Annotated in this window: 17 protein-coding genes, 1 other RNA gene and 1 pseudogene; 14 read left to right on the top strand and 5 right to left on the bottom strand. The window is 43.2% G+C overall.

Annotated elements, in window-relative coordinates; genetic code table 11:
- Positions 1-24 precede the first annotated feature (24 nt).
- From MKY41_RS19040 to ssrA, 9 genes are all read left to right on the top strand, one after another.
- Positions 25-1,209, top strand: coding sequence for a phosphoglycerate kinase (locus MKY41_RS19040; RefSeq protein ID WP_340746570.1), 1,185 nt, complete (start codon positions 25-27; stop codon positions 1,207-1,209).
- Between the two features lie 14 nt (positions 1,210-1,223).
- Complete coding sequence (gene tpiA / locus MKY41_RS19045) at positions 1,224-1,985, top strand: triose-phosphate isomerase (RefSeq protein ID WP_340746571.1); 762 nt, start codon at positions 1,224-1,226, stop codon at positions 1,983-1,985.
- On the top strand, positions 1,978-3,498 hold the full coding sequence (gpmI, locus tag MKY41_RS19050) for a 2,3-bisphosphoglycerate-independent phosphoglycerate mutase (protein WP_340746572.1): 1,521 nt from the start codon (positions 1,978-1,980) through the stop codon (positions 3,496-3,498). Before tpiA ends, gpmI begins: the two co-directional genes overlap by 8 nt.
- 15 nt (positions 3,499-3,513) lie before the next feature.
- Positions 3,514-4,809, top strand: a complete 1,296-nt coding sequence (eno, locus tag MKY41_RS19055) for a phosphopyruvate hydratase (protein WP_340746573.1) — start codon at positions 3,514-3,516, stop codon at positions 4,807-4,809.
- Between the two features lie 524 nt (positions 4,810-5,333).
- Positions 5,334-5,561, top strand: a complete 228-nt coding sequence (secG, locus tag MKY41_RS19060; protein WP_041070986.1) for a preprotein translocase subunit SecG — start codon at positions 5,334-5,336, stop codon at positions 5,559-5,561.
- Between the two features lie 76 nt (positions 5,562-5,637).
- A complete protein-coding gene (locus tag MKY41_RS19065; RefSeq protein WP_340746574.1) occupies positions 5,638-6,384 on the top strand; it encodes an alpha/beta hydrolase in 747 nt (248 codons plus the stop codon).
- A gap of 40 nt (positions 6,385-6,424) precedes the next feature.
- Complete coding sequence (gene rnr, locus MKY41_RS19070) at positions 6,425-8,788, top strand: ribonuclease R (protein WP_445683358.1); 2,364 nt, start codon at positions 6,425-6,427, stop codon at positions 8,786-8,788.
- 47 nt (positions 8,789-8,835) lie between these two features.
- A complete protein-coding gene (gene smpB / locus MKY41_RS19075) occupies positions 8,836-9,303 on the top strand; it encodes an SsrA-binding protein SmpB (RefSeq protein WP_340746575.1) in 468 nt (155 codons plus the stop codon).
- 82 nt (positions 9,304-9,385) lie between these two features.
- Positions 9,386-9,747, top strand: a transfer-messenger RNA (tmRNA) gene (gene ssrA / locus MKY41_RS19080).
- Between the two features lie 134 nt (positions 9,748-9,881).
- On the opposite strand, the gene MKY41_RS19085 is transcribed toward ssrA, so the two are convergent.
- Together MKY41_RS19085 and MKY41_RS19090 are read right to left on the bottom strand one after the other, a co-directional pair.
- Positions 9,882-11,054: a site-specific integrase gene (locus tag MKY41_RS19085; RefSeq protein WP_340746576.1), complete on the bottom strand. Its 1,173-nt coding sequence runs from the start codon at positions 11,052-11,054 to the stop codon at positions 9,882-9,884.
- Positions 11,055-11,157: 103 nt separating this feature from the next.
- A complete protein-coding gene (locus MKY41_RS19090) occupies positions 11,158-11,412 on the bottom strand; it encodes a DNA-binding protein (RefSeq protein WP_340746577.1) in 255 nt (84 codons plus the stop codon).
- A 534-nt stretch (positions 11,413-11,946) separates the two neighbouring features.
- Here MKY41_RS19090 and MKY41_RS19095 point away from each other — a divergent pair.
- Both MKY41_RS19095 and MKY41_RS19100 read left to right on the top strand, forming a co-directional pair.
- Entirely contained in the window at positions 11,947-12,720 is a 774-nt protein-coding gene (locus MKY41_RS19095) for a helix-turn-helix domain-containing protein (RefSeq protein ID WP_340746578.1), read from the top strand.
- A 603-nt stretch (positions 12,721-13,323) separates the two neighbouring features.
- Positions 13,324-18,012 carry a DEAD/DEAH box helicase gene (locus MKY41_RS19100; RefSeq protein WP_340746579.1) on the top strand — a complete coding sequence of 1,563 codons (4,689 nt, stop codon included), beginning with the start codon at positions 13,324-13,326 and terminating at the stop codon, positions 18,010-18,012.
- A 123-nt stretch (positions 18,013-18,135) separates the two neighbouring features.
- Here MKY41_RS19100 and MKY41_RS19105 read toward each other — a convergent pair whose 3' ends face one another.
- Positions 18,136-18,543: a hypothetical protein gene (locus MKY41_RS19105; protein ID WP_340746580.1), complete on the bottom strand. Its 408-nt coding sequence runs from the start codon at positions 18,541-18,543 to the stop codon at positions 18,136-18,138.
- Between the two features lie 410 nt (positions 18,544-18,953).
- Between MKY41_RS19105 and MKY41_RS19110 the strand changes: the two genes are divergently transcribed.
- Entirely contained in the window at positions 18,954-20,006 is a 1,053-nt protein-coding gene (locus tag MKY41_RS19110) for an ankyrin repeat domain-containing protein (RefSeq protein ID WP_340746581.1), read from the top strand.
- 165 nt (positions 20,007-20,171) lie between these two features.
- On the opposite strand, the gene MKY41_RS19115 is transcribed toward MKY41_RS19110, so the two are convergent.
- Positions 20,172-20,378, bottom strand: a complete 207-nt coding sequence (locus MKY41_RS19115) for a hypothetical protein (protein WP_340746582.1) — start codon at positions 20,376-20,378, stop codon at positions 20,172-20,174.
- Positions 20,379-20,483: 105 nt separating this feature from the next.
- Here MKY41_RS19115 and MKY41_RS19120 point away from each other — a divergent pair, with 105 nt between their 5' ends.
- Positions 20,484-21,224 (top strand): YwqG family protein, encoded by a 741-nt coding sequence (locus MKY41_RS19120; RefSeq protein WP_340746583.1) that lies wholly within the window; start codon positions 20,484-20,486, stop codon positions 21,222-21,224.
- 67 nt (positions 21,225-21,291) lie between these two features.
- Here MKY41_RS19120 and MKY41_RS19125 read toward each other — a convergent pair.
- Positions 21,292-22,242, bottom strand: a pseudogene (locus MKY41_RS19125) (SMI1/KNR4 family protein); the annotation flags it as partial.
- A gap of 630 nt (positions 22,243-22,872) precedes the next feature.
- Here MKY41_RS19125 and MKY41_RS19130 point away from each other — a divergent pair.
- Positions 22,873-22,983 carry a putative holin-like toxin gene (locus MKY41_RS19130; RefSeq protein WP_340746584.1) on the top strand — a complete coding sequence of 37 codons (111 nt, stop codon included), beginning with the start codon at positions 22,873-22,875 and terminating at the stop codon, positions 22,981-22,983.
- The last annotated feature ends 820 nt before the right edge of the window (positions 22,984-23,803 follow it).

The following is a 23,803-nucleotide window of genomic DNA, read 5'->3' on the forward strand; positions in this document are numbered from 1 at the left end:
TAATCTTGGAGGTGGGCATTTTTCATGATGTCTAAAAAGACGATGAAAGATATGCAGCTGGAAGGGCAACGTGTATTTTGCCGTGTCGATTTCAATGTACCGATGGAGAATGGCGAAGTGACCGACGATACCCGGATCCGGGCTGCAATCCCGACGATTGAATATATGGTGGAAAACGGAGCGAAAGTCATCTTGGCGAGTCATCTCGGCCGGCCGAAAGGACAAGTCGTCGAAGAGATGCGCCTGGCACCAGCGGGCAATAAACTTGCGGAACTGCTCGGGAAACCGGTGAAGATCCTCAAGGAATCCGTCGGAACAGCAGTAGAAGAAGCAATCGCTTCGATGGAAAACGGCGAGATTGTCCTGTTGGAAAATGTGCGGTTCAATGAAGGCGAAGAGAAAAATGATCCTGCACTTGCGAAAGAATTTGCAAAACTGGCGGACGTATTCGTCAATGATGCATTCGGGACTGCTCACCGTGCTCATGCCTCCACAGCAGGCATTGCAAATTACATACCGGGCGTGCTAGGATTCCTGCTCGAAACGGAGCTGGACGTTCTCGGCAAGGCGTTATCCAACCCGGACCGCCCATTCACAGCGATCGTAGGCGGCGCGAAAGTGAAAGATAAAATCGGCGTGATCGATAATCTATTGGATATTGCAGACAATCTCCTTATCGGAGGCGGTCTTTCCTATACATTTACAAAAGCGCAAGGATATGAAACAGGCAATTCGCTCGTGGAAGAAGACAAAATCGAACTAGCCAAATCCTTCATTGAAAAAGCGAAGGAGAAAGATGTCAATCTGTACTTGCCGATCGATGCGGTCGTGGCGGACTCGTTTTCAAACGAAGCGAAAACGCAAACTGTTACAATAGACGCGATCCCGGAAGGATGGATGGGGCTGGATATCGGACCGGAAACGGCGAAATTGTACGCAGACGTCATCCGGAATTCGAAGTTCGCGATCTGGAATGGACCGATGGGCGTCTTTGAAATGGAGCCATTTTCAAACGGTACGAAACAAGTAGCGGAAGCAATGGCTGAAACAGAGGCCTATACGATCATTGGCGGTGGAGACTCCGCAGCGGCTGTCGAAAAATTCGACTTGGCGGATCGGATGGACCATGTATCGACGGGCGGCGGAGCTTCGTTGGAATTCATGGAAGGGAAGGAACTCCCTGGAGTAGTAGCATTACAGGATCGATGAATGGAGGTGCTGATTTGCGAAAACGGATCATTGCGGGAAATTGGAAAATGTATAAGACGAGTGGGGAAGCGAAAAGCTTTATTCGGGAAGTGATCGGGAATCTCTCGGAATCGGATCACGTGGAAGCGGTCGTTTGTCCGCCATCCCTCTACTTGGAGGAACTATCGCGATTAACCTTGGCTTCTCCATTGGCCATCGGTGCACAGACGATGCACGAAGAGAAAGAGGGAGCGTTCACTGGGGAAGTGAGCCCGGCGATGTTGGCGAATGTCGGGGTGCGCTATGTCATCCTTGGCCATTCGGAGCGCCGCCAGTATTTTAATGAAACCGACAGTTCCGTGAATCGGAAAGTCCGAGCAGCATTCGAAAACGAATTGACGCCGATCGTTTGTGTCGGAGAATCACTCGAACAGCGCGAGGCCGGCCAGACGGCACAATTGGTGGCAGACCAAGTGGAAAAAGCGTTCGACGGCATCGATGCGCAGTCCGCTGCAAAGGCGGTCATCGCCTACGAGCCAATCTGGGCGATTGGTACGGGGAAAACGGCAACCGCACAAGACGCCAATGAAGTGTGCGGCACGATCCGCAGCACGATCCGAGAAATGTACGGAGAAAGCGTCGCGGATCAAATCCGTATTCAATACGGCGGCAGCGTCAAGCCGGAGAACATCGGCGAATTGCTATCGATGGAACATATCGATGGGGCATTGGTCGGCGGGGCAAGTTTGGATCCGGCATCATTTTTGAAACTAGTGGAGGTCGGCGGAAATGGGTAAGACGGGACCTGTCGCGTTAATCATTTTGGATGGCTTTGGGTTGCGTGATGAGAATTTCGGTAATGCAGTCGCGCAGGCGAACAAGCCGAACTTCGACATTTTGTGGAGTAATTATCCACACACGACGCTAACGGCTTCCGGCGAAGCAGTAGGCCTTCCCGATGGACAAATGGGGAATTCCGAGGTCGGCCATTTGAATATCGGCGCAGGACGGATCGTGTACCAGAGCCTCACGCGCATCAACAAGTCAATCCGGGAAGCTGACTTTTTTAATAAAGAAGCGCTGCTGGATGCCATTGCACATGTCAAAGAGCGAGGCTCGGCACTTCATTTAATGGGCCTTCTTTCTGATGGCGGCGTACATAGCCATTATGAGCATCTTTTTGCATTGCTGCGATTGGCGAAGTTGAATGGCATTGAAAAAGTTTATATCCATGGGTTCCTTGACGGCCGGGATGTTGGCCCGCAAACGGCACTGGATTATATCGAAAAGACCGAGTCCATAATGAAAGAGCTGGAGGTCGGCAAGTTTGCTTCTATCTCTGGACGGTATTACGCGATGGATCGGGACAAACGATGGGACCGAGTCGAAAAAGCGTATCGTGCTATCGTGGATGGAGTTGCCCAAACAGCAGCGACTCCGTCGGCCGGTGTTCTTGCTTCGTACGAGCGGGAACTCCATGATGAGTTCGTCATGCCGTTCGTGATCGAGGAGTTGGGAGAGCCGGTTGCCAAGGTGGAAAGCGGGGATGCAGTCATGTTCTTCAATTTCCGTCCGGACCGGGCGATCCAGCTATCCCGTGCCTTCACTGATCCGGCATTTGCCGAATTTGAAACGAAGCAATTGGAAGACTTGAAATTCGTCAGTTTCACGCACTATAGTGATGAAGTAGTTGCGAACGTCGTATTCAACAATGAAAACCTCGATAACACAATAGGGGAAGTCCTTTCGAAAAACGGCTTGCGGCAATTGCGCATCGCGGAGACGGAGAAATATCCGCACGTCACGTTCTTCATGAGCGGCGGCAGAGAGGATAATTTCGAAGGGGAAGAGCGGCTTTTGATTAATTCACCAAAAGTGGCGACATATGACTTGAAGCCGGAAATGAGCGCTTACGAAGTGACGGACGCACTGCTGGATGGGCTTGCGGCCAATCGTTATGATGCCATTATCTTGAACTTCGCCAACCCGGATATGGTCGGCCACAGCGGCATGCTGGAACCGACGATCAAGGCGATCGAAACAGTCGATGAATGCCTAGGCAAAATTATCGATGCGCTGCTTGCAAAAGGCGGGACGGCCATCGTGACAGCCGACCACGGAAATGCGGACGAAGTGACGACACAAGATGGCGCACCGATGACGGCGCATACGACCAATCCGGTGCCTGTCATTGTGACGAAACCGGATATCGAGTTGCGGGAAGGCATTTTGGCCGACTTGGCGCCGACGATGCTGAAATTATTGGATATTGAGCAACCGGAAGAAATGACCGGTACACCATTATTTTAAAAGGGGATAAATGACATGCCAATCATTACAATGATCCAAGCTAGAGAAGTACTGGATTCACGCGGAAATCCGACAGTAGAAGTAGAAGTTATCACGGAAAGCGGCGCATTCGGACGAGCAATCGTTCCGTCCGGCGCATCCACAGGAGAATACGAAGCGGTCGAATTGCGGGATGGCGACAAAGACCGTTATCTTGGGAAAGGTGTTCTAAAAGCAGTCGAGCACGTGAACGACGTCATTGCCGACGAGCTGGAAGACATCTATTCCGTCCTGGACCAAGTGGCGATTGACAAAGCGTTGATCGAACTCGACGGCACTTCGAATAAAGGAAAATTGGGCGCGAACGCGATCCTAGGAGTATCCATGGCGGTTGCACATGCAGCGGCGGATTATTTGGACTTGCCGTTGTATCAATACTTGGGCGGCGTCAATGCGAAGCAATTGCCGGTGCCGATGATGAATATTTTGAACGGCGGCGAGCATGCCGATAACAATGTCGACATCCAAGAGTTCATGATCATGCCGGTCGGCGCGGAATCTTTCCGCCACGGACTTCGCATGGGCGCAGAAATCTTCCATAGCCTGAAAGCAGTATTGCAATCAAAAGGATTGAACACGGCGGTTGGCGATGAAGGCGGATTCGCACCGAATTTGTCTTCGAACGAAGAAGCCCTCTCCACAATTTTGGAAGCGATCGAAAAAGCAGGCTACAAGCCAGGCGAAGAAGTCGTCTTGGCCATGGACGTCGCATCTTCCGAGTTCTATAACAAAGAAGACGGCAACTACAATCTTGCAGGCGAAGGCATCATTCGCACTTCTGAAGAAATGGTCAACTGGTATGAAGAACTTTGCAATAAATATCCGATCATCTCGATTGAAGACGGATTGGACGAAAACGACTGGGCGGGCCATAAATTGCTGACAGAACGCATTGGTAGCAAGGTCCAGCTTGTCGGGGACGACCTGTTCGTAACGAACACAGAAAAACTGGCACGCGGCATCGAAGAAGGCGTCGGCAACTCGATCTTGATCAAAGTGAACCAAATCGGTACGCTGACCGAAACATTCGACGCAATCGAAATGGCGAAATGCGCGGGCTACACAGCAGTCATCTCCCACCGCAGCGGCGAATCCGAAGATACGACAATCGCGGACATCGCGGTAGCAACGAATGCGGGTCAAATCAAAACAGGTGCCCCTTCTCGTACAGACCGTGTCGCGAAATACAACCAATTGCTCCGCATCGAAGACCAATTGGACGAAACCGCACAATACTTGGGCATCAAATCATTCTATAACTTGAAGAAATAAATTTGTTGAAAAAGTCCACTTCGGTGGGCTTTTTTTATGGGCGGAAAGTCTTGATTTGCAAGTAAGTGAGGGTTGAATGCAAGGGAATGGTGGCTGAGTGCAAGGAATATGGTGGGGAGTGTAAGTAAACGGTGGCGGAGTGCAAGGAAATGGTGGGGGAATGCAAGCAAAGTGTAATGTGGGGTAAGAAACGAATGGTGAGGCCTATTTGATTCACCCTGATAAAAGTCCTGATTCGGGAATAAATCTCTGGATGTGACGATTAAATTTCCGAAAGTGACGAATAAGTTTGGAGAAGTGACGAATAATTAAATGAAAGTGACGGATATCTGTTTAAAAGTGACGAATATGTCTCGGAGGTGCGCCAGTTCATGCCCCGGTACTCGAGTTTCCTCCAAGAATATCCCAGCTCCGCAACAAATTCATTCACCCCCTTCCCATCGAATCTCACAAAAGGTTGTCAGGTCCTTACCGTTTTGGTAAAATAGAAGTATTGTGAAGTTCGATTCAGGAGGTGGAACAAAATGCACGCAATACTGATGACACTGCTCGTAGTGGTAGCTTTGGCATTGATCGCAGTCGTTTTATTGCAATCCGGAAAAAGTGCAGGTCTTTCAGGAGCCATCTCTGGTGGGGCTGAACAACTTTTCGGAAAACAAAAAGCGCGTGGCTTGGACCTCGTGTTGCAACGGGTTACCATAGTCCTATCCATTTTGTTTTTCGTATTGGCGATTGCCATCGTTAAATTCTAAATTTCATTATGACAATAACATGACAAACGCCTGACCTTCCGAATGGTCGGGCGTTTTTTGTAGGAGGTCGCATCGAATGAGATTCGCAATACCGAAACCGTTCTTTTTCGAGAAAGGGAAGCGCGCTGTGTTGCTGCTTCATGGGTTCACGGGCAACTCGGCGGACGTCCGGATGTTTGGACGGTTTTTGGAGAGGAAAAACTATACATCTTTGGCTCCCCACTACAAAGGGCATGGCGTCCCGCCGGAGGAATTGATTAAGACCGGTCCTGACGAATGGTGGCAGGACGTTGTCAATGGTTACAATCAATTGAAAGATGCCGGTTATGATGAAATCGCGGTCATCGGCCTATCATTGGGTGGCGTATTTTCCCTGAAAGTAGGGTATAACATGCCAGTGAAAGGGATTGCCACGATGTGCGCGCCGATGTCGATGCGCACGACCGATCTCATGTACGAAGGCGTGCTGAAATACGCGCGGGAATATAAGCGATTTGAAGGAAAAAGTGAAGAAGAAATCGAAAAGGAAGTCGAAGCGTTGGAGCAAAAGTCCATGCCTTCCTTGGCGGATCTTCGGGAATTGGTTTACGATGTTCGGGATCATGTCGACCATATTTATGCACCGCTTTTCGTCGTCCAGGCGACACAGGACGATGTGATTGATCCGGACTCGGCAAATGTCATTTACGAAAATGCCGAATCCGTTGACAAGCACATCAAATGGTACGAGGAGTCCGGCCATGTCATCACACTCGGCCCTGAAAAGGAACAGCTTCATGAAGACCTGTTCGAATTTCTGGAATCGCTCGACTGGAGCGTGTGAAACATATACGAAATGACCAAGCTATAGTATTGAAGGAGGGATGCAATTGGATAGTTTTGAAATGGAATTGCAGCAACGATTGCTGGACTTAATGAGAGAAGATGCCTATAAACCGTTGACGGTTCAGGAAATTCAAGAATTGATGGGAATGGAGCAAGCCGCGGAATTCAAGGAATTGGTGAAAATGCTCGTCCACCTGGAGCAAAAAGGCCAGATTGTTCGTTCCCGTACGAACCGCTACGGCGTGCCGGAACGGATGAATCTCGTTCGCGGGAAATTTATCGGCCATGCCAAAGGATTCGGATTCGTGGCGCCGGAGACGGAAGGGATGGATGATATTTTCATTCCGCCTCATGAGGTGAACGGAGCGATGAACGGAGATATCGTCCTTGTCCGAGTTTCCAATAGCCAGATGGGCGACCGGCGGGAAGGCACGATCATCCGCATTGCGGAACGGGGCACGACCAAGGTTGTCGGAACCTATCAGGATAATAAAGGCTTCGGTTTCGTCATTCCGGATGACAAAAAATTGCCGATGGACATTTTCATAGGCAAAGGTGATTCCTTAGGTGCCGTAGACGGCCATAAAGTCGTCGTCGAAATTACGAATTGGCCGGATGAGCTGAAGTCCGCGACAGGGATGGTCACGCAAATCCTTGGCCATAAAAACGACCCTGGCGTCGATATTTTGTCGATTATCTACAATCATGGGATTGAAATCGAATTCCCGCAAGAAGTGATTGACCAGGCGAATAAAATCCCGGATACGGTGCAGGAAAACGATTTATTCAAACGGCGGGATGTCCGTGATGAATTGACGATTACGATTGACGGCGCGGATGCTAAAGACTTGGACGATGCCATTTCACTGTTCAAGGATGAAAACGGGAACTACGTGCTATCCGTCCACATTTCGGACGTCAGCTATTATGTTACGGAAAATTCGCCGATGGATGCCGAGGCGTATGAACGCGGCACGAGTGTCTATTTGACCGACCGCGTCATCCCGATGCTGCCGCATAAATTATCAAATGGCATTTGTTCATTGAACCCAGGTGTGGACCGGCTAACGTTAACTGCCAAGATGACGATTGACCGGAATGGAAAAGCGATCGAACATGAGATTTTCGAAAGTGTCATCCGCTCCGACGAACGAATGACGTATACGGACGTTTATCAGATCATCGAGGAAAAAGATGAGGAACTGTCTGCGAAATACGAACATATCGTGCCGATGCTCAACGATATGGCGGACTTGGCCCAAATCCTAAGGCAAAAGCGGATGGATCGGGGAGCAATCGACTTTGATTTTAAGGAATCCAAGATTTTGGTCGATGAAAACGGCTGGCCGACCGATGTCGTGGTCCGGGAACGTACAGTTTCCGAGCGCCTAATCGAGGAGTTCATGCTGGCGGCGAATGAAACGATTGCCGAGCATTTCCACTGGATGCAAGTGCCATTCCTCTATCGGATCCACGAAAATCCGAAAGAGGAAAAGCTGCAGCGCTTTTTCGAGTTCCTGACGAATTTCGGAATTGTCGTCAAAGGAACAGGCAATGCAGTCCATCCAAGAGCATTACAGGAAATCGTCGAATCAATTGAAGGGCTGCCAGAAGAGACGGTCATTTCCACCATGCTCCTACGCTCAATGCAGCAAGCGAAATACTTCGAGGAAAGCTTGGGGCATTTCGGGTTGTCTACTGAATTCTATACGCATTTCACGGCGCCGATCCGTCGGTACCCGGACTTGATCGTCCATCGGTTGATCCGGACGTATTTGATTGAGAAAGACGTGTCGTCCCAGACGCTGACGCATTGGGGTGCGGAGCTGCCGGAAATCGCGCAGCATACTTCCGATCGGGAACGCCGTGCGGTCGATGCGGAGCGGGATACGGAATCATTGAAAAAAGCGCAATATATGCTAGATAAAATCGGGGAAGAGTTCGAAGGCGTCATTTCTTCTGTGACAAACTTCGGCATGTTCGTCGAATTGGAGAATACGATTGAAGGGCTCGTCCACGTCAGCTATATGACGGATGACTATTACCGATTCGATGATCGGCAAATGATCATGATTGGGGAGCACACCGGCAAGCAATTCCGGATCGGGGATGAAGTGACGGTGCGGGTCGTGTCGGTCAAACCGGAAGAGCAGGCCATCGACTTCGAAATCGTTGGAATGAAACAATCGTTCCACCGCAAGCGCAAAGAGACACCAACCGTGATTCACGCGAAGAAACGAAGCGGCAGTGGTGGTAGTAGCGACAAAAAGTCTGAAGGCAATGGACGGGATCGGAAGAAATCCGGTTCGAGCGGTTCAGGCGGCTTGGGCAATAAAAAGAAGAAATTTTACGAGGGCGTTGCGAAAAAGTCCAAAAAGCAAGCGCCAAGAAAGAGAAAATAGTGCCGGAGAGGTGATCACCCCTCCGGCATGCTAGAGGGGGGAACGAGATGGCAAAAGGCCAAGGGAAAGTCGTAGCAGTCAATAAAAAGGCGAACCATGACTTCGCTATCGAAGAAACGATCGAAGCGGGTATCGTCCTTCAAGGAACGGAAATCAAATCGATTCGGAACGGGAAAGTGCAATTGCGCGATGCCTTCGTCCGCATCCGCAACAACGAAGCGTGGATTTCCAATATGCACATCAGCCCGTATGATCAGGGAAATCGGTTCAACCACGACCCGCTCCGTTCGAGAAAGCTGCTGCTGCATAAGAAACAGATCAGCACACTCATCGGGCAGACGAAAGAAGCGGGCATGGCCATCGTCCCGTTGAAGATGTACTTGAAAGACGGCTTCGCCAAAGTGCTGATCGGCATTGGAAAAGGGAAGAAGAACTACGACAAGCGGGAAGACCTGAAGAAGAAAGAGGCGAAACGCGAGATGGAGCGCGCCTTCAAAGCCAAACAGCAGTATTGAAATTTGGCCGAAAATGAGGTATACTAGGTTCAGAAGTTAAGTTCAGTGCCTCGCAAGTCGAGGAGATCCTGACATTCCCATCGGGGACGTTACGGATTCGACAGGGGTGGTCTGAGCTTGAGTTGCGCGTCGGAGGGCTCGGCTCCGTCAGAAACGGCATTCTATAATAACAGGCAAAACAAACAACAACCTAGCATTCGCAGCGTAAGCTGATGAATCTGCCTTGCAGTTCCATCGCCCATGTGGCATTGTAAGGCTCACCTATTAGTGGGATACGACGACTGCCGCTTCCTGAGGCAGCCGGAAGAGACTACCAGGATAGCGCCTCCGAGTCGCCCTGATTGTCGGCAAACGGAAGCGCGAAACCCAATAGACAATCTACACGCGTAGATGCTTGAGTGTTGGAGCCTCTGGACGCGGGTTCGACTCCCGCCGTCTCCATAAATTAATTTCATGGAGTTTCAAACAGTGTCAAAACCCTTGATATTCAAGGGTTTTTTCTTTTACCCTGTTTCATCTGATTTCATATAGTATCAATCGAACGTAGTCAAAAACGTAGTCAAAGCGTAGTCATTTATCTACATCTCAATGTAGTTGGCAAACTTCAATATTGCTTCTTCTTTTGCCTTCTTCGTAACATGAGCGTAGATGTTCATTGTCGTCTGAACGTCACTATGGCCTAAACGATCTTGCACTTCTTTCAAAGTAGCTCCCGCTTCAAATAACAATGAACAATGGGTATGACGTAATCCATGCGTAGTTATTGTACCGATGCTATATTTCTTCTGCACATGTACAATCCATTTGCGAGTTTTCGTAGGTTGCAAATACTCATTATGCTCATTGCTGAATACAAGCTGCTTTGGTTGTAACGTATTGAAGCCAAGCTTTAAATAATCCTGCTTCTGCTTTTTCTTCCACTCTTTTAGCACGGTCATTGTTTTGTCGTCCATTTTGATGGCACGTGATACGCCGGTTTTAGTGGATTTTACATATAGCTGATTATCTTTACCACGTGAAAGTGCCTTATTGATACGAATTTCATTTGTAGTGAAATTTAGATCGTTCCATGTAAGCGCCAATGCTTCACCTTTACGCATACCGCTGAAGGCTAGTAATCGGAATAGGGCATATGCTTTGAAGTTACTCTCTTGCTCTAAGCACGATAGGAACTCAATAAGCTGCTCACGAGTATAGAAGTTCTCTGTTTCGTCTTCATCCGCCACAATAGACTTCTTAGAAACGTTGGCGGGCGTATCCACATGTGCAAACGGATTTGTTTGTATATAGCCACGCTTAATCGCAAAGTCTAATACCTTAGCAGCATATGCTTTTACCATACGAAACTTCTTTAGCTTGTCCGCCCATTCATCTACATGCTTTTGGCAAACATCGACATGTATCTTTTCAATCTTGTAGTCACCCATAGCCGGTAATATATGATTTTTGAAGATACCTGTTGTTTTTACAAACGTGCTCTCCTCAACGGTCTTTTCATATTGCTTCACCCACAGGTCATAGACTTCCTGATAAGTTTCGGCACGTTCTTGTTGGTATGTGCCGTTAGCAACATCTAACTTGATACGAGCTAACGCTAATTCCGCTTCTTTACGTGTTTTAAAGCCCCGCTTCATTGTACGTTTTTGCTTTCCGGTTAGCGGATCAACACCTAAATAAGCCGGGAACTCATATCGTAATTCACCGTTTTTCAGCTTATAACTCTTTATGGGTGATACTTTTTTCTTTGCCATGATAATTCCTCCTGAATCAGTTGCGGGGGCAAATGATTAAAGAGAGGATTTACCTCTAGCGATATTATAACCGATTCTAGTGGCAAATCCTCATCAAATTAAATCAGAAACTATGATCTTGTAAAAAACGGTCAATCTCCTTGCGTGATACCCGCTTAATCCCTTCTATCTCACACACTTGTAATCCCATCTCTCGGAACTTCACAAACGTGTTATAAGAGACACCAGCGTACTTGGCACCTTCTTTCAAGGACAACCATCCACTCTCCATCATTTGATGCTGGGCAGCTAACAATGCCTTCTGAACAGCTCTCATTACTACATCTTCTATATCTATCATCATTGCTTGGTTATTCATTAATAGTAGCTCCTTCTCATTTAATCCCCGCCACAATATGTGCTTTCGTTGCTTTATACGAGCATGGAATGAAAGAGTTAAAAAGAAGAATTAATAAATTGCATTCAAAACTGGGCGGGCGGTTGTTAATAAAGAAGATGTGTTAGCGGTTGCTTATTCGTTTTCTAGGGGGAACAATACAGAGCAGCAAGGCAGAAGGGGAATGCAGACAATATATACATAATAGAAAGTGGTTGAAATAATTACAGTTATTTATAACAGGTTGTGTGGCTGAACAGAATTAGACAGGCGTATGTCAAGTCCCTGATTCTAGGGTGAATGAATAAAAAACAAAATAAATTTGAGGTTTTATAATTACCCCCCCAGTGCCTAGCATTTCAAGCCTTGAAGCGGCATTGGATGGGGGCCTTTTGATGCCTACGGGAATTTTTTTGTGAAAAGTGGTGCGAATTTAATTTAACTATATTAAGTGATCAGCGTATATGCAAGTGCAAGTGTTAATTTGCGAATAACAGTAATGAAGGGGAATGAAATATGATGAAATTGGTTGATTATTTAAAGAAGATGAGTGAAGGAGGAGAATTAAAAACCAAAGCAAACTTAGGGTATGTCTACATACCGAACAATATCCACCGGTGTCTTAGAGTGAGCCAAGAGGAAAAGATGGTACTATTTAATATATACAGTCTTTACAATGAAGAGAAAGGTTGCGCTTTTCCTACACAACAGACTTTAGCTATGTATTTAGGGGTAACATCCTCGTCTGTGAGTAAGTCTTTAAAAAGCCTGGAAGCTAAAAACTTTATTCAATCGTATGGGAAAAAAGGCAAAAAGAAAAGATATATTCCGCGGTGGGATCTTAGTCATAATCCATATATTGTGTTAAGTGAAGCTTTCCATTTTGCAACAAAGATTCTCAGTAAAAGAATACCCGATGATATCAACGGGGATTGGGGAAATAAATTGCTACAGTTGGTCAATGCCACTAAAAACATTGAATTTACAGACCGTGATTTATATGGCAATCTTATTCAAAAATATAATGATGGATCAGTAAATGGGGATGTTATTTATGATTTGTTTACACTAGTAACTCAATATCTTGAAAGGACCTATAATATTATAATTGAGGTCAATTGGAAAGATGAAGTGGATAATTATCTGAAAATCAGTAAGGAACGAACTAAAAAACGTAAATCAAACGCTTGGCAAAATAACAGCAACAAAAACATTTTTCTGGATGAAGAAGAAGAGAAAAAAACACAGGCAATAAATCAGTGGATGATAGATGGGGGGTATATTAAATAATTACAATGAGCTACCAATCAGGTAGCTTTTTTTGATGCGTTAAATGCAATACTCTTATTCAATTATTAAATAGAGACCGTCAAAAATGAAATAGGATATTCATAAAAGAAAAGCTGAATATCATTTACTCAGACATACTATTATCATATACAAATATCATCCTATAATTATTTACTCTAATACCTACTACTAACGGAAAAGGGGGAAAGATAACTTCAAAAAACTTCTATTCCATGAGTTGTTTTTATACTTATTCTTGTCATGCTGCGCCACTGGCGGGGAATTTCGAAATTAACTTAGTCTCGCTATCTTTACTTTGAAATAATTGTGGTGCATGGTGCGGATTCAGACGAATAATGCAACAGACCACAACAAAGGCCCCCCCTGGTGCGTTAATTATTTTGTGGTTGTCAATTTTGTTTGGACAGAGACTTAACTAACTTGTTTCCATACATCTATACTATCTCCACTTTTTTGTTGTAGCTAACACACTGTCCTCAATAGCGAATGTCATAATAAGTATCTCCTGTTAATTAGTTTAAATGATATAATTAAGCTATAGATTATTGTAGACACTACATTTGAGACAGAAAGGTGAGCTAAATGAGTACAGAAGCGAAAAGCTCTAGAAGTTTCATTTCGTTGGTCAAGGAAATGGATGCACCGTACCGCACGCAACGTGATAGAGGGACAATGTTTGAGCTGTTATCACGTACATATTTTAAAAATGAGCCGATGTATAAGCGCTTATTCGATGATGTTTGGACATTAAACGAGGTTCCGGAGGAATATGGAATCCCCAAAAATGATACAGGCGTTGATTTAGTTGCTAAGGAACATGAAACAGGTGATCTGGTTGCAATTCAATGTAAATACTATGCAGAAGATGTAACTATTCACAAGCAACATATTGATTCATTTTTAAACGAAGTTGGTAAAAAGTATTATTCAAAAGGAATTATTATCACATCAACTGATAATTGGGGTAAAAATGCAGAAGATGCTCTTCTTGGCCGTGATAAAGAAATTACCCGGATATCATTAACTCAACTAAAGGACAGTACTATTGATTGGTCAGAATTCAGCTATAGTACTCCTGAAAAGGTGAAAATACAAAGCAAAAAAACCCCTCGTCTTCACCAAATACCTGCTATTGAGGCGGTTGTAAATGGATTTAAAACTGTTGATCGTGGAAAGCTTATCATGGCTCCTGGAACAGGGAAGACATACACGTCAATGGCAATTGCTGAGGAGTTGGCAAAGAAAAAGAACGGCATTTTCAGAGTCCTATATTTAGTGCCAAGCATTCAACTACTTTCCCAAACCTTACGTGGGTGGACAGCTGATACAAATTACAATATGGATGCTATTGCCGTTTGTTCAGACAGGAAAGTTACGAAACAAGAGAGTAATACTGAGTTTGAAGACATTACTGTGGCGGATATTGGTTTCCCAGCAACGACAAGTCCTGAAAAGCTTTTGAAGTACCAAGAGCGTATTGAAATGAATCAAGCAAAAGGAGATTTCCTAACGGTTTTCTCTACATACCAGTCAATTGATGTAATAATCGAGGCGCAGAAGAAGGGCTTTTATGAGTTTGACTTAGTTGTTTGTGATGAAGCACACCGTACTACAGGAGCTACAGAATTCGGCAAAGAAGATAGTAGCTTTACAAAGGTGCATTATGACGAGAATATTAAAACTGCGAAGCGTCTATACCAAACGGCTACACCTCGTGTATATGGTGATGCTGCTAAACAAAAAGCAGAGGAAATGTCTGTAGTCATTGCGGATATGGACAACCCAGAATTATATGGAGAAGAGTTTTATCGTATTGGGTTCGGTGACGCCATCCGTAAAGGTATCCTTACTGACTACAAAGTTATGGTATTAGCTGTTGATGAGGAAATGATAGCTCGTCGCTTTCAGCAAATGTTAGCGAATAGGGACTCTGAATTGGAGTTTGATGATATTACAAAGATTATTGGTTGCTGGAATGGATTAGTGCGAAGGAAAAGCGATTCAGACGAAGCATTAGGGGCACCAATGAAGCGGGCCATTGCTTTTACGGGCACGATACGTGAGTCGAAATTAATTACAGATATGTTTTCACACGTTGTAGATCAGTATTTGAATCAAGACCCTGAGGATGAGCATCAATATAATATCGAAATTGACCATGCAGACGGTTCAATGAATGCTTTAGAAAAGAACAAAAAAATTTCTTGGCTAAAAGACGATGTCCCGAATAACACTTGCCGCATTTTATCAAATGCTCGCTTCTTAACAGAAGGTGTAGATGTCCCCGACTTAGATGCTATTATGTTTTTGAAACCACGTAGATCGAAAATTGATATTGCTCAAGCAGTTGGCCGTGTTATGCGTAAATCAGAAGGCAAAGACTATGGTTATGTAATTTTGCCGATAGGTGTTCCGGCTGGAAAGGATGCAAATAGTGTACTCGACAACAACGAGAAGTATCGTGTTGTTTGGGAAGTGCTGAATGCTTTGCGTTCATTAGACGAGCGTTTTGATGCAACAATCAATAAGCTTGAATTAAATAAGAAAAAGCCTGGTCAGATTCAAATTATTGGCGTTGGTGATGCTCCGGAAGGTGGGGAGTTAACGCCAGTTTCACATCAATTAGAATTGATGCTGACAGAAGATGATTTAACGGATTTAGAGCGTGCAATCTACGGTAAACTGGTCCGTAAAGTTGGGAATGTTCGGTACTGGGAAGATTGGTCGAAAGACGTTGCGGAAATTGCACAGCAGCATATGATGCGTATTCGGGTAATGTTAGAGGATAAAAATAGTGAAGCGTATAAGGAATTCGAAAAGTTTATTAAAAGTTTACGCTATAACATAAACAATTCTATTACTGAGACACAATCGATTGAAATGTTAGCACAGCATTTAATTACAAAACCAGTTTTTGAAGCCTTATTCGATTCGTATAGTTTTGTCAAAAATAATCCCGTATCTAAATCTATGGATGCAATATTGTCCATTTTGGATGAACAAGGTCTCATGAGAGAACAAGAAAAATTAGAATCGTTCTACGAGAGTGTTCGAGTGCGTGCTGAAGGCGTAGACAACTTAAAAGCGAAGCAAGATATTATTATCCAACTATATGATAAGTTCTTTAAAGTAGGATTTAAGGAAACTACTGAACGTTTAGGAATTGTTTTCACTCCTATAGAAGTTGTAGATTTTATTATTCATTCTATTGATGATGTATTAAGGAAACACTTTGGAAAGTCTTTAGCAAGTGAAGGTGTGCATGTATTGGACCCATTCACAGGAACAGGGACTTTTATAACCCGATTATTACAAAGTGGTCTTATTTCGAAAGAGGATTTATTACGCAAATATACACAAGAAATCCATGCAAATGAAATTGTACTGTTAAGTTACTATATTGCAGCCATTAACATTGAAGAAACTTTCCATACCCTATACGGGGGAGACTATGTTCCATTTGAGGGAATTGTTTTAACAGACACCTTTGAGAGTACGGAAAGTAAAAATTCATTTATGGATGAATTATTCGATGAGAACAATTCACGAATAAAGCGACAGCAAGAAAAGCCGATTTTCGTTATTCTAGGAAATCCACCATATAGTGCAGGGCAAGGAAATGAAAATGAGAATAATAAAAATATGAAATATGAAATATTGGACAGGAGTATAGCTCAAACTTATGTAAAGTTAGCGAGTTCAAAGTCATTAAGAACTTACTATGATTCCTATATAAGGGCTTTCCGATGGGCAACTGATCGCATCGGAGAACAAGGAGTCATAGCATTTGTAACAAATAGCTCATTTATTGATAAGCCTGTTATGGATGGGATTAGAAAAAGTTTTGCACAGGAATTTAACCATCTATTTATTTTGAATTTAAGGGGAGCGATTCGAGGACGTTCTGGTGATTTAGCCAAACGTGAAGGGCAAAATGTGTTTGACATAATGACAGGCGTTAGTATCTCTGTACTAATTAAGGACGGATCAGAAAAACAAAAAGTTTTCTACAAAGACATTGGTGATTACCTAACGAGAAAAGAGAAAAATGATTTACTTAGTCAATGGCAGTCTATAGAAAACATTGATTGGTCAGAAGTCATTCCTGATAATAATGGAGACTGGATAAACCAACGTGATGAAACTTATAAAAACTTCAGTCCAATGTACGATGAAGAAAATATAAATGAGTCGATATTTACAGAAAAGACGTCTGGAATAGTAACTAATCGTGATTCTTGGGTATATAACTTCTCTAAGCAGAAAGTTTACGATAACACTAAAAGGCTGATCTCTAATTACAATTTTGAGCGACTGAGACTTATCAATGAAAAAAATAAATTTGAACTAGCCGAGAAAAATGAAAAAATAATAAAATGGACAAGGTCTCTTAGACAAAAGCTGGAAAGAAATACAGAGATCATTTTTTCTGATAAAAAAATTGTCAAAAGTTTATATCGTCCATTTACAAAAAAATATTTAAATTACGATAGGAATATTATAGAAAGTGCTCGTGCATATTGGAGAGGTTACTTCGATGAACCCAACGTTGGAATAATGGTTTCAGGTATCGGTTCGAGGAAAGGGTTTTCCGTCTTAGCATTTGATTCTATTCCTAGTATGGACATTATGGAAAAGGGACAAGTCTTCTTATTAAATGGTATTGAGGAAGGAGAGCTATTCAAGGATGAAAGTAAGAGTTTAATTTCTGATAGACTAAGCAAAGAATTTGGATTGGACAAAGAAGATTTCATATATTATATTTATGCAATTCTTCATAGTAAGGAATATCTTAATAAATATGAAAATGATCTTGTAAAAGGATTTCCCCGAATTCCAAAGGTGAAAAATATGAAAGAATTTGTTCGTGTTGGTGAAAAACTTGTAAAGCTTCATATAAACTATGAAGAATGTGCACCATACGAATATATTGATGTTGAGTACAAATCAAAAATACCGTTGTATGGTGTTCAAAAAATGAAATACTCAAAACGTGGACAACGAGATACAATCATATTTAACAGTGATATTATAATCAGAAACATACCTGAAAAAGCATATGAATACGTTGTAAACGGTCGTCCAGCTATTGAATGGATTATTGATCAGTATCAAGTAAAGGTAGATAAGAAGACTGAAATTGTAGATGACCCTAATGAGTATTCAGATGACGATAAGTATATCTTCAATTTATTACTTTCTATTATTAATGTTTCTGTACAAACTGTTGATTTAATCAATAGCTTACCACCTTTAGAAATTATTGAATAAGTGTAAAGTGGAAAGTGTAATGGACGCTTGAACTGTGTTTCGTATCCCTCACAATATTTATTAATCTAGGGGGAAGGTCTTCCTTATAACCTACCTCCCTAGAAATTCACAAATGAAGGTGCCTTATTTCAACCACTCGCTAGTATAAAAACCATTTAGCAAATACAATTGCTGTATATAATCACGAATAAGATTCTTTCTAAAATTCATGTGTTGATTAATAATTTCAAGTTTATCAAGTTTCCTTTTTATCTCTTGATAAGGAGGATAACATATTATTTCGACATTTGAAATTTCATTAGTATTATGCAGCTCTTCAACACACTTGGCAACTTCGTGAGTCAATTCCATTATTTCATTAGCATCAAGCTTTATTTGATGTTCTTCTTCTTTAATCATCTTGACTAATAATGCTTTGGGTGTTGTTTTGCCGTTATATAGCACTTTTATTCGGCTCCTTTCATTAGCCCTTAAGAGTATACTGCTATTTAACAAGTAGCAAGTAGTATTGATAGAAGTAACATTAATCATTATTGCTTGCCCCCGCAACGTCTTTTTTCTCAAACGTAGTCAAAAACGTAGTCAAACATTTGCAATAGCAGCGATAAACCCTTATAATTAGCGGTATTATAACGTTTATCCTAGTGGCGGGTTCGACTCCCGCCGTCTCCATAAGATCTTATGGAAGAAACAAAAAAAGCAGCACAAATTCTCAGTATGGGAAATTTGTGCTGCTTTTTTTGTCCGAGTAATTAAGAGTTCTTGTTCGCTTTCCATGGTTAAGTGATAGAATGGGAGTCAATGCGACATACGGCGAATGGACGGTTGGCACTCCCTCGGGATAAGGAGTGTTTCTATGGAGACTTATGAAGCAATGAGCATGATTCCAACATGTATATGTATGAACAACAGGTAAAAATGACGCGGGGGGAAAAGCAGAGATGGGCAGGAAGAGAAAAAACTTACCAAAAAACTTCGATGAATTAATTGAAGCGGGCGATATAGCGGCTTTAAAAGAGGTGTTTACCCGATGCGAATTGGATGCCCGGGGCGGTTATAGTAAATCTACAGCTTTGAGCTTTAATCTTCCGAATGAATTGGTTCGTTGGCTCGTGGAACAGGGGGCTGATAGTAATGCTACTGACAGTTACGGAAGAACGGCTTTACATAAACATGCGATGAGTTGGTGGGGAAATTGTGAATTGCTGCTTGAGTTAGGTGCGGAGATAGAAGCGCTTGATTATCAAAATGAGACGCCTTTATTTGCCGCAGCGGGTTCTTTTAAGCCGCATGCAGTTCAAACGTTGGTTGCTAAAGGTGCAAATGTTAGTGCAGAAAATAAAATGAAACAGACTCCTTTAGAAAAAGCTTTGGCTATGTGCAGAAATATAGATATTGTGTATATGGCGGAAGTTGCCGATATTTTGCTGAACGCTGGAGCGACTGTAACGCAGAAAATGAAAGACTCGGTTAAACGGATTGGGAACGAATTTGAATTTCACAGAGAAGGATTTAATAAAGACTATTTGCATGAAACCGATGAGGCGCTTTACCGTCTCTATGAGTTATTTGATGTTCCCCCGGTAGGGAAACGGAAGACGCATGATGGTACATCTCCAATAACAGTTTCAACAAAGGGATGGCAGGCGCAGCATCAGGAACTGTGGAATTACCTAATTCCTTCACAAGGGCATGCGAACACCGTGCAGGGTGAGGTGATCCGTATTACGGGTAAAGTGTCCTATGAAATTTTAGATAATGGCGGTATCAATTGGGATCATCAATTTCGTCAGATGCTTAAGGGGTTGAACCATTACTTTAGCTTGGGCACGCCATTACATCCCCCCGCACTTCAGGAGGCAGCCACTCTAGCGAATGAACTTCACAACGGCCATGGTCTTGATGAACCTGCGAGACTATGTGAATTAGCAGTGCAATGGGTACTCAGCAATCCGAATCCGATTACGTTGGAACAGCCCAACTATAAGCGATAACTTTTATATGATTCATTTGTGTTCTATGGAGATGGTATTTGGTCCATTTTCGTTCATGGTCTTGTACAAATAGATGCCATGAAAACAGAGTTTACCGCCTGTAAAAAAGCATATGAATGAACACACAATCTGACGTGAAAAAAGATAGGCTTCGGGGGCCGATTTTTACAGCGTTCGTGTTATACATATTTTTCGGTACATCGCTATGATCTTTTGGTTTTCTTTTTTCCATTCCTTACTTCTCACGGGAAGCTTGAATTGTTTTTCCATTTCGGTCATTAGACCGGCTAACAGTATATCCTTTTGCGGCTGGTCGAAAAAGATGATTCGTTCATATTCTTTTTGGTAATCCGCTAGTGACTTGCCTGTCATTATATGCCACCTTTTCGTTTTTTGCATGAATCAATGTCAATTGCATGATATGCCTTCGTCGGAAACATTTCAACTAAAAAGATATTCGAATGGGGGAAGCTCATCTTGATAAAATATGAAATTCCTGAACTACTTAAAGAACATGAAAACCTAATTACAAGCACTTTTAGGTATAGCAACGAGATCAGTTTTACGCGTGAAAAAACAAAACCATGGGACAGCAAATTAGGCGGGTGTCCCTATTTGAAAAGCAGTGAAGATTATCCGACCGATGAAGATGGAAACCATATGCTGTTTCTGGCACAAATCAATTTGGCGGATATTGAACATCTAGATGAATTGCCGGAAAAAGGATTACTGCAATTCTTTGTTGTAAACGATGAGTTGGTTGGGTTGGAAGAACCGATTTTAGTAAAATACATTGAAGATTACGAGGAAAATGAAGAACAACTAGTGAAAAAGCATCCTTATGAAAATGAAGAAGATAACTGGAATCTTCCCTTTTCGCATAGCGGTAAAATGGTTTTCACATCAAGGGAGATGCCTATGTCTTCCTCATTAGATCTGTTTCGCGATATTTTCATGAATAAGTTATCAGAATCAGAATATGAGCAACTGAGTGATGATTGCTATAGCAGCGATAGCAGAATTGGCGGTTATCCTTATTTTGTTCAGAATGACTATATCGGTTTTGATGATGACGATTTTCTTTTACTGCAACTGGATATCGATGACGAATGCGGCATTATGTTTGGGGATTCCGGTAATTGTGTTTTCACTATTCCAAAGGACGCTTTGAAAAACAGGGATTTTTCAAAAGTAGTGTATGATTGGCAATGTTGTTAGTGAGTGCCGCCGCTAACAATGAACAAAGAAGAGCCCCCCTTTAAGAGTGAGCTCTTCATGAACCTGATTACGCTTCTTGCAACGTCTTAATTACTTCTTCCGCATAGGAATCGGTAAACCGGATCATCCCGTGATCATGTACAATCCGCCCTTCCTTCATGCGTTGGTCAAGCCAATCTGTAATGAAGGAAGGGGCATATCCGCCTTGGCCGAATTCATCCCCAAATATGATGATGTTCGGGTAAACAGCTATGTATTGATCGCGACTGGTGTCTGGATGAGACTTCGTATATAGCCAAAACTGTACATCATACATAACATACGATAATTTGTCTGCGTGAAATGAAAAATGGCCTTTCTCTTCGACAATCCGCGTGCAGATGCTGCGGATTTTCTGTCCCACCTGTCCCACTTCGGTTACCCGAGAGCACAGCTCCTCCAACAGGAGAGAAAATTGGCCGTGTGCTACTTTCTCCAAAGCTTCTTCTTTGTCTTCTTCAGAAGTATCATATTGTTCATCATTCACCAAGCCTTTGATAAACTCCTCAAAATTATCGGCAAGGAAAGTAATTTTATAATCATCTTCTTGATCGAGATGAACAACTGAAGGTTCACCATCTGTACCGCATGCCCGATAGTCTAACATGACGACATCATGACCAGCTGAGGGACAATCACAGATCACCACGCCGATGTCAGGATATCCCCATTCCTCAATCATGAACGGACTGCCGAGATCCCCGCACAGGGAATAGCTTTTCTCGCGACCGATTCCCATAATCCCTGAAATGGCAATATGATCCTCCGCCCAAGAAGTTGGTTCCTCTGTTGGAAAGTTGGTATTTTTCGGCACCCCGCCATTCCGATGCTTCATCAGTTGAACATAAGAGGATGGAAGCTTGTAGCCAAGCTCTTTCTCAATCAATTCAATTAGTTCAACCGTTGGCGGCTCAGATTGATAAGATTCGATTGCATACTCACTGTCCTCCCAGAAATCGGCTAAAAATACATGAGAAAAAAGAGGTTCGTCTGCTTTATGCCCCTCATTTAATTGATCTATACGCCCTTGATCCATTATTTCTACCTCCCAATGTTTGGTAGTCCCTACTTATTAAATAGTAATAAAGGACTCTAGAATTGTCCCACTAGTGTTATATACGAAGCCGCTGATTTTAGGACAAGTGGCAAATAATAACTGGCAAAACAAACAACAACTTAGCATTCGCAGCGTAAGCTGATGGATCTGCCTTGCAGTTCTATCATTGTAAGGCCCACCTATTAGGGGGATACAACGTCTGCCGCCTCCTGGGACAGACGAAAGAGACTTCGAGGATAGTGCCTCCGAGTCCCCCTGATTGTCAGCAAACGGAAGCGCGAAACCCAATAGACAATCTATACGCGAAGATGCTTGAGCGTTGAAACCTCTGAACGTGGGATCGACTCCTTAGGTTTCATAGATCCTATGGATAGTATCAATACAAAGAAAAGAAGCAGGAATTTCTCTTGATGGATAGTTCCTGCTTCTTTTTGTAATATATGAGTGGATAGGAATTCTTGTTCGTTTTTCCAAGATTAAGTGATAGAATAGAGATGCAGCTACATAAAGCGGATGGGCGGTTGGCACTCCCTTGAGAAAGGGGGTGTTTACATGGTGACATACGAAGCAATTCATATGATGTTCCAATTTGGAATGTTCCTTGCAACATTGGCAACAGCCGTTGTAGCAATGATTGCTCTATACACCAATAGAAAAAAGTAACCACCCTCCGCTGACTGGCTAGAAAGCTGAGTGGTTACTCTTTGTGACGCCTTATGACTTTTACAGGCCAACCGCACTTCATGCGGATGTCAGCTGCATCGGCTGGGTGTTAGCGCACCTAGTCTTTTTTATTATATGTCCAGTTTACCACAATCATACGGAGAATACACTTCTTCAATAATTCATTATAAATATTTAGGTTATACAGGCAACCAAACAATTTGGAATTAAATGGGTTCCTGGCACTTAAATACCGATTTACTCATAGAAACACCAACGAATACTAGTTCGTTGGTGTTTTGCAATTGAAGAAATTGGGTGGGATTAAAACGATTGAATGCCAATGCCGGTTCAACCATTGGCATCACAACATAAAGCCCGCACCTCGCATAGCACCTAACAATCCCCACAGAATTTTTACTTAGGTATTGGGCTGTCTCCGATTTCCCACGGCGACAAGGAGGATCGTTAGGGATAGGACAATCATGTAGGTGACTCAAGGGTGGTCGGCCATTTCCCCTAAGAAGGGAGGTGGTCGTATGTAGTATTAATCGTAGCAATACTGTCATTCCACAATAAAAAATAATCCATCCTTGAGTAGGCGCTCATAACGGATGGATTATTTTGTCCGGCTAGCTGATCCCCCTTGAAGGGAACCTGTTGCTATTACATATTGCAGCAGACCGCCTAATGTTAACGCATTGGGTGGTCCTTTTTAGGTTATTCTTTGTTGCCAAGTATATTCATGTTACTTTTATTATAATGCAGTTTTCTGGTCATTTCAACCAAATCACTTTTCATTAGCAAAGAGAGTCAGCAG

The sequence above is a fragment of the Sporosarcina sp. FSL W7-1349 genome (assembly GCF_038003045.1).
Lineage (GTDB): Bacteria > Bacillota > Bacilli > Bacillales_A > Planococcaceae > Sporosarcina.